The 13,663-nt window shown below is 35.9% G+C and carries 12 protein-coding genes and 1 pseudogene; 2 read left to right on the plus strand and 11 right to left on the minus strand.

Going from position 1 to position 13,663, the window contains the following annotated elements; genetic code table 11:
• A partial coding sequence (locus tag BUB38_RS16305; RefSeq protein WP_175547653.1) for a hypothetical protein occupies positions 1–282 on the plus strand: 282 nt, incomplete at its 5' end.
• A gap of 160 nt (positions 283–442) precedes the next feature.
• Positions 443–1,879: a CotH kinase family protein gene (locus BUB38_RS07575; RefSeq protein ID WP_073159204.1), complete on the plus strand. Its 1,437-nt coding sequence runs from the start codon at positions 443–445 to the stop codon at positions 1,877–1,879.
• 252 nt (positions 1,880–2,131) lie between these two features.
• On the opposite strand, the pseudogene BUB38_RS16980 reads toward BUB38_RS07575, so the two are convergent.
• The 11 genes and pseudogenes from BUB38_RS16980 to BUB38_RS07625 all read right to left on the minus strand — a co-directional run.
• Positions 2,132–2,245, minus strand: a pseudogene (locus BUB38_RS16980) (dTDP-4-dehydrorhamnose reductase); the annotation flags it as partial.
• A gap of 18 nt (positions 2,246–2,263) precedes the next feature.
• The gene (locus tag BUB38_RS07580) at positions 2,264–3,385 is read right to left on the minus strand and encodes an acyltransferase family protein (RefSeq protein WP_073159206.1); all 1,122 of its coding nucleotides are present in this window, start codon (positions 3,383–3,385) and stop codon (positions 2,264–2,266) included.
• 21 nt (positions 3,386–3,406) lie between these two features.
• Positions 3,407–4,516, minus strand: coding sequence for a pyridoxal phosphate-dependent aminotransferase (locus BUB38_RS07585; RefSeq protein WP_073159208.1), 1,110 nt, complete (start codon positions 4,514–4,516; stop codon positions 3,407–3,409).
• Between the two features lie 7 nt (positions 4,517–4,523).
• Positions 4,524–5,657, minus strand: a complete 1,134-nt coding sequence (locus BUB38_RS15800; RefSeq protein ID WP_083542013.1) for an FAD synthase family protein — start codon at positions 5,655–5,657, stop codon at positions 4,524–4,526.
• 63 nt (positions 5,658–5,720) lie between these two features.
• Positions 5,721–6,548, minus strand: a complete 828-nt coding sequence (locus tag BUB38_RS07595) for a LicD family protein (protein WP_073159210.1) — start codon at positions 6,546–6,548, stop codon at positions 5,721–5,723.
• A 12-nt stretch (positions 6,549–6,560) separates the two neighbouring features.
• Positions 6,561–7,505: a capsular polysaccharide synthesis protein gene (locus BUB38_RS07600; protein ID WP_073159212.1), complete on the minus strand. Its 945-nt coding sequence runs from the start codon at positions 7,503–7,505 to the stop codon at positions 6,561–6,563.
• Between the two features lie 6 nt (positions 7,506–7,511).
• On the minus strand, positions 7,512–8,699 hold the full coding sequence (locus BUB38_RS07605; protein WP_073159213.1) for a polysaccharide pyruvyl transferase family protein: 1,188 nt from the start codon (positions 8,697–8,699) through the stop codon (positions 7,512–7,514).
• Positions 8,700–9,956 carry a Coenzyme F420 hydrogenase/dehydrogenase, beta subunit C-terminal domain gene (locus BUB38_RS07610; protein ID WP_073159215.1) on the minus strand — a complete coding sequence of 419 codons (1,257 nt, stop codon included), beginning with the start codon at positions 9,954–9,956 and terminating at the stop codon, positions 8,700–8,702.
• A gap of 41 nt (positions 9,957–9,997) precedes the next feature.
• Entirely contained in the window at positions 9,998–11,521 is a 1,524-nt protein-coding gene (locus BUB38_RS07615) for an oligosaccharide flippase family protein (protein ID WP_073159419.1), read from the minus strand.
• A 2-nt stretch (positions 11,522–11,523) separates the two neighbouring features.
• Complete coding sequence (locus BUB38_RS07620) at positions 11,524–12,570, minus strand: polysaccharide pyruvyl transferase family protein (protein ID WP_073159217.1); 1,047 nt, start codon at positions 12,568–12,570, stop codon at positions 11,524–11,526.
• A gap of 4 nt (positions 12,571–12,574) precedes the next feature.
• Positions 12,575–13,663 carry an EpsG family protein gene (locus BUB38_RS07625; protein ID WP_073159219.1) on the minus strand — a complete coding sequence of 363 codons (1,089 nt, stop codon included), beginning with the start codon at positions 13,661–13,663 and terminating at the stop codon, positions 12,575–12,577.

Below are 13,663 nucleotides of genomic sequence, written 5' to 3' on the forward strand. Positions count from 1 at the left end.
GATATGTTCATGTCTCAACTCAGTGAAAAGAAAAGACAAGATGAATACAATACCCGCCTTGCCAGCGCAGTACTTAAAGCGGAAGCTGCTGCAAAGGAAGCAGCAAAGGAAGCTGCAAAGGAAGCTGCAAAAAAGGCTGCAAAAGAGGCTACTAAGAATAAAACTCTTGAAATTGCAATGACTATGCTAAAACGGAAATACGGCATTAATGAAATCATTTCGATTTGCAGTCTCTCATCCAAGGAAGTTCTTAAGCTGAAAGCCTCCTTAGAAAAGGGTTAAAGCAGAACAACAAGCGCGAACTATATGAAAAACTGATGGTCTAAAACCATCAGTTTTTTTATCATTGAATTTAAGGGGGAGGATGTTGAATTGTTATCTTTGCACTTACCTATAAGGATGTCTACATTACAAAAGATAATAATTATAATGAGCAAATAAAATGAAATTATTTTTTCTACTGACAGTCCTTCCATTGTTGATTTTAAACGGATGTTCAGACTTTTCATCCGAATCAAATGAATTTGAACTCAGTGGGAAATACTACGCCTGCGATGGCGACCGTTATGGCGAAATCATTGATGATTCAAAACTCGGCAAGAAACAATACTGCAACGGATATCGATGGATAGACCTAGTTCCAGAAGATTCAGTCATTAAGAAAGATCCTGAATTAGGTGATTCCGTACTGGCAATGTATGAATGCGACAATGGCCCCATTGTAAAACATAAAGACCTCTGTTCTAAAAATCCCCAAGACTACCTCCCCCTAGACGATTCCGGATATCCCTATGCAGGAATTCCTAGGATTGTCATTGAAACTGAAAATTTCCGAGCAATCAAAGATCGCGAAACAGAAATTCCAGCCAAACTTCAGATATGGGGCGAAAACGCACCAGAAAGTGAAATAATGGAACTGACGATTAAAGGGAGAGGGAATTCAACATGGAAAAAAAAGAAAAAGCCCTATACAATTTCATTTAATGAAGCACTAAATTTTTTGGGGATGAAAAAAGCAAAAAAATGGGTTTTACTAGCAAATTATTTTGATAGAACTCTCATCCGAAATGCAATCGCTTTTGAAATCGGTAAAAAAACTCAGCTTCCTTGGACGCCATCAGGAAAATTTGTTGACGTCTACCTAAACAGAGTTTATCAAGGCAATTACTATGTTGCGGAAAAAGTTCAAATTAATAAAAACCGACTTGAAATAGGGAAAGACAATTTTTTATTAGAATTTGATGTTAATTACGATGAAAAATATAAGTTCAAGTCGAATTATTATGATTTACCGATAAACATTAAAAATCCTGACACTTTATCCAGTAATCAACTAGCTGCAATCCAAGAAAAGATTAACACCATTGAAAAAAAACTGCAAGAAAAACCTAATTCAAAAGACATTGTATCCTTGATTGATTTACAATCTTTTGCAGATTACATGATTGTTTATGAACTCACACAAAATAGTGAGCCAAACCATCCCAAAAGTGTATACACCTACTATAGTGATAAAAAAATACATGCAGGTCCCATATGGGACTTTGATTGGGGAACCTTTAAAGTATCCAAAACAGGTTGGCGCAATAACTCCGCTATATGGAACGAGCAATTGCTGAAAAACGAACAGTTTGTGGAGATTGTAAAACAAAGCTGGAAGTCCTACAAAAAATCCTTTGAGGACGTTGAAAAAACAATTGATTCTCTGTCAGTTTATCTTCATCAATCCGGCAACCAGAACAATGAAAAATGGTCTATTGATCTATCTTCATCGTTTTTTCCTGACAAAAATAAATCTTTTGATGAGGCAATTTCAATGCTCAAGGAAGTCTATTTATCAAGAATTCAGGAATTAGACAGTCTTGTTGACAAACTATAGCTTGATATTTTTTATGAGCCGTTTAACCCTGCTCAAAAAGCCTCTGATGCGTTTATAGGTACGAATGTATAAAGCAGGCTTCGGGCAATACTTTGTCCTGAGTTCTGAAAAACTCTGATTATTCCGGCGTAAAAAAAAACGTCGTTCCGGAATGGAGGAAACCGCCAGACCGGAACTTTGGAAACCGCTCTAGCGGCTTAATTTCTTATCCAATCCGTAGACCTCACGCATGGAGATGTCCTTGTTGGGATCCCCCGCATATTCGGGAGCAATGTCAGAACCCACGGCAACATGATCGCGGGAGACAAGTTCGTTTACAACATCATGGCCCAATTGGCCGCCTACACCAGTTACGAAAAATTTCATTTTAAGCCTAGTCTAATTTTACAAGGAAAAACCAGTTTTAGAAACAATCTTTCCGATTTTGGGGAAGATGTTTTTAGTGACCACGTAAGAAAAAAGGATTGCGAGAACGATACCAACAACGCACCAAGTCCAATACAAAAGGTGGTTGTTGTGAATGAATCGATCTAGATGGACTTTCTCTATAACACGGAACATTACCATATGGCAAAGGTAGATTTCCATGGAGAATTCTCCAAGGAATTTTGCAACCTTATTGTCAAGGAACTTGAAACCTTTGATTGCAATTCCACCAGACATGGCATACATAATCCACAGTATGAATATTATGCCAATCCATAAAAATTTTTCGCCAAAGGGTTTAGGCGCCCATGGCGTAAAGTAAATGATTGTTGCTGCGCAAGCCACCAAAAGAAGAATGACCTTACTACTAAACTTTTCAAACGACAGTTTATCCTTGTACAAGTACAATAAGCCGCCGGCCATGAAAAAGGGAAAACTGAACACCATATTATGGCGAGCATTGCTAATCTGATTTGCTGTACAGAACTCGTTTGTCAAGAAATAACGCACAAGAATTACATGGAAGACGATCGACAATAACATGGCTAACCATGCGCGTTTTTTAGTCTGCAGCAAAAAAACGAACCAAGGGAAAATCATATAGAAAAGAAACACAAGACCTAAAAACCAGCCAACACCAATAACGGAAATATCCGGATTCGGCAAAAGGTTAAAAGCAAGTGTTAAATCTGCAAAAGCCTGGTAAAGTTCGCTTATAGATGGTTTCATAATTACATCTATGGCAACAAGCAAAGCAAAGAACGGCCAGATTCTTGAATATCTTTTTTTATAAAACGAGTCCGTATCAAAAGATGATACAATCAGTTTTTCACCGTTCGAGGATAGCACTTCTTTTTTCGCAAAGCGGTTAAAATACCCACAGCACATTGAAAATGCGCTTACAGTAAAAAACATATAGACAAAGTTTGTGAAAAACGGTATTACCGAACCATAAAGAAGAGGAAATGCGTTTTTCAATCCATTTGATACAGATGAACCAATATTTGCCAAATAATGCATCAATAAAATGCCTATGGCAGCATATCCGCGAAGTCCGTCAAAACTGTTGTAGCGATTCATTACATTCGCCCCACTTTTAGATTATAACCCTCTTTCGATATTTCTCATGGCCACAATAAATTTTTCATTATCACCATGGCTCCTAATAGCGATTCTCATGTACTTGTCAGGCTCGATACCTTTTTTTGCAAGGCACGCACTTGCCAAAATATTATAGTCTTTCAATAACATCGCGCACAATTGTTTCGGTTTATACGGAGGCAATACTTCCAAGAAAAAAAAGTTTGCTTGTGAGGGCATCACTCGAATAAACGATATTTTTTTTAGTTCTATTTCAAAATCATTTCGAGTACGAATAAACTGATCGCATGCCTTTTTATAATCATCTCTATATTTGGGAAAAATCTGCATAAAAAATTCAGCGAAAGAGTTAATATTCCAGATACTAACTTGTTTCTTCATTTTCGCAATTAAACTTTTATCAGCACTGCATAAAATCCCTAAACGAAGTCCTGGAATTCCATAACTCTTTGATATAGATTTCATGACAGCCATATGAGGGAATTTTTCCAACAAATCATTTCGGATAAAAGTATTATGTTCATAACCATCGCTAAAATCAACGAAGCTTTCATCAAGAACAAATCTAATGTTCTTATTTTCGCACCAATCTGCAATTTTAAGGAGCCCTTCATAGGATATAAAATTACCAGACGGATTATCTGGATTAATAAGCAGAAGAGAGTCCACCGGATGGCGTTCAAAAAAATCAATCAAATCATCTGCTGTATATCGAAAATCACGATTGTCGGAAACAAACGTTACCACACGATTTTCTGTTAAGCGATTAGGATATTCCTCAAATGTGGGACGAACAATTCCCATAATTCCGTTTATATTCTCCATTAGAACTTTAATGAGTTCGGCGGCTCCATTCCCAGGAATAATAAAATCAGGGTTTACATTCCAACACTCACTTGCCAACTTCGAATTAACACTCATTCCTGAAGGATATTCAGAAACCAGAATTGGGAAAAACTCTTGCATCTCTGCAATTATTTTTGAACGATTGAAGTATGGATTAACCAAATAGCAATAATCAAGCATTTCGGGAAAACGCCAAAAACCGCCATATCGGTTATAAAACTCTTTCAATAAGGCCTCATTAGCTTTTTCGAGTTTAGCATCCATACTTCACCTACTTATTTTTGGTTTTTTCTGCAATTTTAGCTTTCAGTTCACTTGATGATACACCATCTGTTCTGGCAAGAACAATGTGTTCCTTACCATGAGATTCACACCAACGAATAGCTCGCTGAAAACCCTCATGACACTGATCTGGTCCAGTAACAAAAACATCAAAATCTATTTCTTGAACAATTTTATCAACGTCCGTATAGGTAATGACCTCATCAACATACCGAATGGACTTAATCATATACTTTCGATCTTCCGTAGAGTTCAAAACTTTGGCACTCGGTTTGTACTTTAGAATAAAATCACTATCTTGTGCTGCAACTATTAAATAATCTCCCAAACCTTTTGCTCTGCGATACAATTCCACATGTCCCTTATGCAAAAGGTCATACACACCTACAGTTAGTATTTTCTTATTCTTGCGAGGCTTCAAATACGACAATTCAACATTTTCAGGAATAGGCAATCCATTTTCTGCACAGCGCCGTTTAAATGCCTCAAAATCCTTTTGATGATACTTTAAAATTAATGAGTAATAGATTTTGTCGGGCAGAACATCTTTTATCTTTAACTTTAGTTCTTCTATTTTATTAATCTTTCCCGCATTAGTATTTTTGGTGTGAACCCAATCTCCGTATTGGAATGTCAAATATTCATCTAATTCCTGAGGAACATTCAATTCAATACCTTTAAAATCCCATTTTACAGTCTGATGCAAATACTTGTCAAAAAGGAAATGTGATCCTCCAGAATGCCTAATATCTGCAGAGATTTTTCTCAGTACATAAAACGAAAGCCATTGTCCCTTTCGAACCAAACAATACAATCCGCGACGTTCATACCGGACAAGTTCAAAGCCAATTTCCTTTAACAACCATAAAACATCCTTAAATCTTTCCTCATCCTCTTTAAGAAAAAAGAAATCTGTAGCTGTAGCCCATGGTAAAAAATCATCATTACGAATAATGCCAATAAGCGTTCCAAACGCAGGGCCCCAAGTTATTCCAATCTTATCAAGATAAATTTGAAGAATTCGGATATTTTCCAACATTTTTTCACGGTCTATTCGTTGATGAATAGATGGAAACTTTGTTCTGTAGTGATAAATCCCTTTTGATGTTAGAATTTCATTCATATGCAAACTATACAGACTAACGAATTGTATTCTTGAAAAGTTTAGAATTCTTTCGGTGAAATATCATTCTTTCTTATACGCTTTGAAATAATGATGACCAATCCGGTCTTCCTCTGGGGGAAGTTGCATATAGTCCCCGTATGTCAATTTCAAAACTTCATCGAACCTTTTCGGTACTTTAAAGTGATATTTTTCAAACGGCCAATCAATTAATTCGTCAAACCACTCTCGTTTAAAGATATCTTTTGCGCCGCCAGTTAACCAAACTACGCAACCGACATACTCACTGGATTCATACGATTTTACTCGTGCAAGAGCATCCAGTTTCCGTTGGAAATAATCCTTACCTATCATCTTTGCAAATAAAAATACTGGATACTTCAGAAATTTTCGTATCACCGATTTTGTCGTTTCTACTGCATAATGATTTCTTGTTGATTGGTAACAAAATGATGACAAGCGGTCCCCTTTTAATCCGAAAGACAGAGCTTCTTGTGATGTGTTTCCAAGACCGTCGTATGGATAGATGTCGATAAAAACCCCCATACCGTAGGGTTTCTCATTTTCAACAACAATCTCATACCGTTCATCACTGACTCGCGATATCATATAAGGATACTGAGGACACTCATCCCTATTAAAAAGTTTAAGATTAGGAAAATCATTTTGATGAGTTTTAAAATATTCGAGAAAACAATCATAATCAGGTCGAGGCATCATTATATCCACATCATCATCCCATGGAATATAACCTTTATGACGAATCGCTCCAATCAACGTTCCATAAACAAGTGAATACCGAAAACCTTGTAAATCACAAACCTCAGCAACACGATGCAACACTTCCAATGAAGCGGCTTGCAATTGAGACATGGACAAAGCTTCTCTCATATTATACCTTTTCTATCTAAAAATATTTGAATAAAAAGTGTCGGGTAACTCTATTATTGCATCATCAAACTTATATGTCAGCTTATGAAAACAGGTTTGCCCCTTTATAGCTTGCCACATCGTTGAATCATACGTATCGAACAAACGCAATAAAAGCATATGCGGCACAGAATTACAGAACGGAATAACTTTTTTCCATTCCTCAGGATATGTTTCCAATGCTATTTCAAAGAAATCATGAATAAGGAAATAGTCTATCATCGAATTACGTTTTTTCCAGTATTCATAAAGCAAATGTTTTGTCAAACAAATTATAGGATGATTTGTACAAGCAGTCATAAACCAGCTGGAAATAGAATAACATTCTCCATCTAAACCAGGTTTTAAGCATTGATATACAAATAAGTTTGAATCAAACAGGTAATCGGGATAATTGCTTCCGGAACAATAGACAGTGGCATCAATCCACGTTCCACCATAATGTTCGAGAAGTTCCAATCGAAGCAAATCAGAAAAATGGGTGCGTGTTATAACACCATTATCAATTTTCTTCTGAATATAATCAGGGAAAGTAACGTATTCACGATAATTTGCTTCAGTCAAAAGAACAATTTCTCTATCACGTAGATTTTTCTTCATGGATTCATAACACCTCCGAACAACAACGGGGGCAGAATCAATTCCCTGAAGCCACAAAATCCAAACTTTATTTGATGAAGTTTGTTCTTTCCCTATCAACTCGTTCTGACGATAACGAAATACATCTTTTTTACACCAACGACGTATTTTTTGCAATCGAAGATTATTGATAGCCTGTCTAGAAATTTCTAAAGACTTTTTTTTAAAGCCCAAGAAGGGAATAACAAAAAGAGTGAACAACAATGTATGAGATCGCCACTGTTGCTTAAAAAAGTCTATTCCGCCTGCTTTCTTTAACAAAAATTTCAATTTTTTCATAAGAACTTATCGCCTAATTTCTAAACACTCTTGAAGAAATTGCATAGACTTTTCTCGATACTCAGCAAGACGACTATCAACTACAGGCCATTCAATAGCGCTATCAATTTGATTTACTGGATTCCCTTCATCTTGATAAACTCTATTTTTTAAATCTGCAATAGTCAATAAACTATCTATCCTACTATGAGAAGATTGCTTATTTGTTGTAGGAAGACGATAGAATGTAAGAAATTTCTTATGGAAAATAATACTGAAAACCGTACAATGGAATGAATCGGTAACAACATAAGATGCATTATCAAGCAAATTTACGAAGTCCAAACAGTCTGCATCATACACAGGAATGTCGCCAAAATTTTCATCAGCAGGTTCATACCAATCCATATGACGAAAAACCACTATTTTTAATCCAAGCTGTTTAGCCATGCTTGTCACAGTTTCTCTGTTATCCAAACGAGGGCCTAACATATAGCACAAAATATAGGGCTCTGAGATTTTTTTCTTAGATGTTGACGAAAGGTGTTTCCACTCATCAATGGTCAAAAGAAGTGTAGGATCAGCCACAACAGTAGCTTTTTTATCGGTCAATTCCTCAACAATTTCTTTACCTCTAATTTCTCTTACGCCAATTGCATCCATTTTATTCAAAAAAGTTGCAACCCCCTTTTTCTGGTGATTGAGAATAAAGGACTTCCCAAAGCTGCTTGAATAACTAAACTGGGGGACATTTTTATCAACAAACATCAAATTGTAGAAACCAGCATAAAGACTTAAAGGTCCCCACACCTGATCACTTCCAACGAAGATAATATCGTAATTTTTAGAACCTTTCTGAAGATTTTTCCAGCCAGTATAATAATCACACAACGGCTCAAAATACTCTTGCTTAAACTTATTTACCACCGAGGTTCGCAAATCAATATTTTTGCTATAGTCTGGATGATTTCTTTTAAAGCGAGCGCTTTTTCTTCCGCTTATAATAGAAGATAGTGCTCCACTTCTTAGCAATCCCGGAAGAATCTTAATGGTTTCCCACAAGGATCTTTTCTTGATATATCTGATAATTCGTAACTTATAGCCCAGTTTCTCAATAATCTTTACAGTAGCCAACCCCTGTAAAGATGTGCCATAGTTATTATGGTTGGGGTGCATAATGACAACCCCTCCAACAACTCTTTTCTGATCACTCATTTAGTCAACCTTTCCTTTTTTTGCAACAAAAGGAATAATCCACCAAAGCCAACGCCTACGGCCAACAAACATTTGCGACTTTGCAAATAAATAGTAAGCGATAGATTTTATATACGAATAATTTTTTAGTTCTACATCGTACTCTGGGACTTTCAGCCCCAAGGTCTTTGCAAATCGCAACACACCACCAACACGCCCTTTCTTTTTAGGGGCAGAGTGCTGACATTTTATAAGTTCTTCCTCACTTAGTGGATCCAATTTTATGTATCCATCATTTGCAGCAGACCTCAGTAAATCACTAAATTTCGCATTTCGCACAACTAGTGAATTTACGCCAATTTTATCATCTTTATATTTCCCATAATGAATGTCTCCAAAGGACATGTCCGCTAATTCCGAATAATGATCAATGCAGAATTGACAGCGATTCGGGATAAAGAAACTTCTTAAAGGATGGTAATATAGCTGGAATTCCTCTTTGTACTCCCTGTCTGTCCTTGCGATCAAAGACCCAAGGCAACCTTCGTCTCTATACTGGAAATAGGTCAATTTATCCTGTTCTATTTTTCGCTTTTTAAAAACGTATTCCGTCAAGTTAAAAGATCTACCGCAAGAACAGTAAAGTCCGAATAAACCAAATACCTTATCTCTGAACTTAGAATCTATTTTCTCATACTTACGAAAACCTTGAATTGCACAAGGTGAGCCGACAATGATAACTTGGCCTTCTTCTTGTTTCACCTGCTTTATGATTCCAGAAAAAGTTACAGGGCAATACTTTGAAGACCTTGCCTTATACAACTCTTTAGAATCGTGTACAAGGACTGTCTTGTTCAAAAAAGGACGAGACATATCATTTTCAGCAACTACTACTGCGGAAATGATCTTTTTATCAAGTAAGTAAGCAACAAATGCAGAAAGAATTCCTCCGGATGCCCCATGAAAGCGCGTTTCAAAATCAAGAGCATGCCCGGAAAAAGCCTCTTTATACCAGCCAATTAACTTGTGATAATTGCTTTCTGAATTTCCAAACTTCTCCTTTCCGATACCGTTAATTTGGACCCCAACTCCAGGGCACACCATGGAACATCTATGACACCCTTTACTATTATTACAGGTAGATTCATTAATAAAAGGACGATATTCCCCATTCACAGGCTTGATTTCAATAGATCCCGTGGGACATGCATCCGAACATAGTCCACAGCCCAGGCACAAGTTGTTCTTTTTGGTATAGCTTACATTGTAATCATTCATTTTTCAATTAATCCCGTAAAAGAGAGCATCCATTTCAACTATCAGCAAATTTTGTGAACTAGTTTTCTCATCGGATTTAATACCAGTTTTTTTTCGTATTCATTCATTGAGAACAGGAAAAACAACGGTAAATAAACAGACAAATAGCATAATATTCCAATAAGCAATAGCATTGGAGAATCCAAGCAAACTCTTTTTAAAATAATATATGTTATAACCGCCACAATCAACGGAGTTCTTGCCATCCGCAAAATTTCATTCCAAAATCGTAATATATTGATCCTCTGTTTTTTTTGATAATACACGTTCATTATGATTCCATGGCCCAAAATTAGAGAAGCCCCAATAGCCCAAGCGCAACCGACAATACCGTGCAATTTCGTAAGGATGAACTGCAAAATCAAACTTACTACAGAAATCGCCAAATAAAGCAACGACCTAAAGCGCATTTGATTTCGCGCTTGCAAAATTGTAATGCCAAGGGTTTGAATAAGGGGAACCGTTAATGGAATGAAAAAAATCATCGTTATTATATAAGCTTCCGTATATCCCTCTCCTGCCCATAAAACAACGAATTGTTTTCCAAAAAGAGCAAAACCCGATAATATTAATGCGAGTATACAAAACTGAATCCGTCCTGTTTTTATAAAAAGAGAGCTTACTTCATCATCACTATTTGCTGTATTAGAAACTATTGCAGTCACTTTGGGCAAAAAAACACTAGTTATCGCAGTTGAAAAAGCCATATACATATGTTCAAGCTGAATTGCCACAGCAAAAACAGCAACAGCAGCAGTTCCAACAAAAGCACCTAAAACAAATTGCCCTGTACTCCAATATATTCGATCAATAATTGCATTCAAAAAAATCCAAAAAGAGTAAATCGATATCTCTTTTAAAAAAGACCAATCCACATGACCAAATTTCATTTTTATTTTAAGTTTAAACTTGCAGTAAAATAAATTTGCTAACAATGTCAAAACATTAAATAATGACGCAACAACAGCCAACGCAACCGCTTTATAACCGAACTGCAATAGGACAACCATCGTCAACGTATTCAGTATAATTCTAACGATATTTAAAGACTTGCTAAAAATAAACTGTTCGTATGCAGTAACAATCGATGTAAACAAGCTTAACGGGAAAGTCACTGCTAAATTCATAACCATCAATATCACGAGTACCCGAACACGCTCTAACTCCAATGCAGTCATCGCTTCTTTGAAGAAAATGTCCGTATTAAAGGCAAAAAAACACCCCAATCCAGCAGCAACAAGCCCTATGCAACAGTAAAGTAAGAAAAAAATTCCAAACATTTTATATTGTTCTTCATGCTTTCCTTCCGCTCTATATTTTGCTGTATATCGGACAATTGCGTTTCCAAATCCCAAATCTAGAACAGTCAAGTATGCAATAATAGATGCAGCAATTGAGTAGAGACCATACTCCGATTTTCCAAGCATTCGCAAAAGATACGGAGTATACAAAAGTCCTAACAAATTGTTTAAAGCCAGAACTACATACGAAAGCAACGCGCCAATTTTCAGTTGTGACATCATCATTATCATCCTAATAACTTATCAAGATAAACGAATTGATTCTTTGACCGTTCTATCCATAATTTTTTATTTTTCATCTCAATCAAGTTATTGTCACAAATTGACCTAATCTTTCTCAAATCAAAGCATTCTGCATCAAATCCCAGATCATCCAAAACATTCGATAGTTTTTCATTATATACAATAGGGAACACCTTGCAATCAAAAAGAAATCCCATTATCATCGCATGAAAACGTGATGCAACAACAATTTCCGCTCTTGCAAACAAATCAAATACCATATGAATGCAGCCGTCATAATTCACAACATCAACGTCAGAACATGACGGTAGTTCTTTTTTTATTCTATAACAAACATCTAAATCACCCTGTTCCTCACAAAAAGATAGCAAAGTAACTTTCTTCCCTTCCATGCTATATTTTTGAACCGCAGAAACTAAAGCTTTAAAATATTGTAGTTCATATTCGCAAATATCTTTTTTTTGCCTAGGATCAATTACAGAAATCAGCACACTGTTTGTTTTTTCGATTTTTTTTTCATACAACACGGAAAAAGCAATATCAAAAGCGTATCGAATATTTTCATTCTCACTAAACAATTGATAGGAATGTTTATCTCTGAAACAGCAGTCTTCCAGAGAATGGAAAAAATTCCTATATGATTCTAAAAAACGAGAATCACTATATGGTCCAAAATTACTCCCCAGAATACAAAAATTTTTTGCACTTTTTCTAATACGTTTCAATTGTTCCAATCTTTTTTCCCAGCCAGAACGTTCCATAAACATTGATCCACCTACAAATACAACGGAATACGATCTTTTTACGACTGAAAGAAACGGGACATACAAAGGAATTATTTTCCTTAAAACTTTCTGAAAAAAAGATTCTTTTAAGAGAATCAAATTCGCAATTTGTGTCAAAGCTTCATTACTCTTTGACGCTTCCAAGTAAAATTGAGTGTGAGGATATCGCTCACATAGCAGACGGACAAATAAATCGTCGCCAAAATTTTTATGGGCGTAGGCAATTAAAAAAACTTTTCTCTGCATAATTCTATGAGCCTAAAACGCTATGATACGGAAATGTACCCCCGATATTCAGCGAAAAGAAATAATAATACCAAAAGGAAACATAAAGTATCAAAAGCCCCGCAACAAGCACATATCTTCGCATATTTTTTTTTAATCCAAAAACTACATTGGGGATTAACACAATTTGAATGGGAATAAACATATACACCAGTCTATTGGCATTTGGAAAATTCAAAAAGAGAACTAAGCAAGAGATGAGCATAAAAAGTAACATAAACATCTTTTGTTTATACATTTTATCCTTGTCAGATATAGCCACAAAACATAAAATAGATACTAAAACAGACACCGCCGTCAGGACAGCACTAGATCCGGAATCCCTTGAAGAGCCGTAATAATAGATATAATCAGACCCGGTAAATATCAAAATTTGAGAAATTAGAATATACAGCATTTTTCCAACTAAAAACAACCCTAAAAAAATTGCAATAAGCTTTTTTTTGCTATATGGCCAATCCATTTTGTAAAAAAGATACATCGGAAGATAAATAATCGATATCAAATGAATCATTGAAGCTATCAAGATGAAAAACATATATTTTTTCATCTCACCCGTATAGACATACTTTAAAGCATAAAGACATATGGAGACCCCCAGCATTTGCCGCATGATATTTTCAGACTGGGTAAATGAACCCGTAAAAAAAACAAGAAACACACTAAAAGGGACATGGATTGACTGATCAACTATGAATCTATGTATGAACAGAGAGAACAGAAGTGCCGTTATGAAAAAAACCACTTGGGTTGAATTAAAAAAATGTCCTATTTCAACAATACCCCTATAAAGAGGTTCCATACTTCGCGGCTGACCAGCAAAGACACTACCTATATAATGATATCGTCCCAAATACACTGTATAATCAGTCCCCACATAATATCGTAAGCCTGAAACTAGTGCACAGGGCAAAGCCAACAAAAAAAAACTCACGTCATTTTTCTTTATTGATAGAAAGCGCCTTCTTTTCAGAGATATCTCTCGAGTACCACTAGAAACAACAAAAAATGACATTCCCAACGCAGCAAAAAGCATCCCTAGGTATACTTCCAT

Source organism: Fibrobacter sp. UWH5 (assembly GCF_900142505.1).
Classification (GTDB): Bacteria; Fibrobacterota; Fibrobacteria; order Fibrobacterales; family Fibrobacteraceae; genus Fibrobacter.

Coding starts and splice junctions, on each gene's coding strand:
- BUB38_RS07595 (WP_073159210.1), bottom strand. CDS start 6,548: ATGAGAGAAGCTTTGTCCATGTCTCAATTGCAAGCCGCTTCATTGGAA.
- BUB38_RS07605 (WP_073159213.1), bottom strand. CDS start 8,699: ATGAGTGATCAGAAAAGAGTTGTTGGAGGGGTTGTCATTATGCACCCC.
- BUB38_RS07610 (WP_073159215.1), bottom strand. CDS start 9,956: ATGAATGATTACAATGTAAGCTATACCAAAAAGAACAACTTGTGCCTG.
- BUB38_RS07615 (WP_073159419.1), bottom strand. CDS start 11,521: ATGATGATGTCACAACTGAAAATTGGCGCGTTGCTTTCGTATGTAGTT.
- BUB38_RS07580 (WP_073159206.1), bottom strand. CDS start 3,385: ATGAATCGCTACAACAGTTTTGACGGACTTCGCGGATATGCTGCCATA.
- BUB38_RS07600 (WP_073159212.1), bottom strand. CDS start 7,505: ATGAAAAAATTGAAATTTTTGTTAAAGAAAGCAGGCGGAATAGACTTT.
- BUB38_RS07625 (WP_073159219.1), bottom strand. CDS start 13,663: ATGGAAGTATACCTAGGGATGCTTTTTGCTGCGTTGGGAATGTCATTT.
- BUB38_RS07620 (WP_073159217.1), bottom strand. CDS start 12,570: ATGCAGAGAAAAGTTTTTTTAATTGCCTACGCCCATAAAAATTTTGGC.
- BUB38_RS15800 (WP_083542013.1), bottom strand. CDS start 5,657: ATGAATGAAATTCTAACATCAAAAGGGATTTATCACTACAGAACAAAG.
- BUB38_RS07575 (WP_073159204.1), top strand. CDS start 443: ATGAAATTATTTTTTCTACTGACAGTCCTTCCATTGTTGATTTTAAAC.
- BUB38_RS07585 (WP_073159208.1), bottom strand. CDS start 4,516: ATGGATGCTAAACTCGAAAAAGCTAATGAGGCCTTATTGAAAGAGTTT.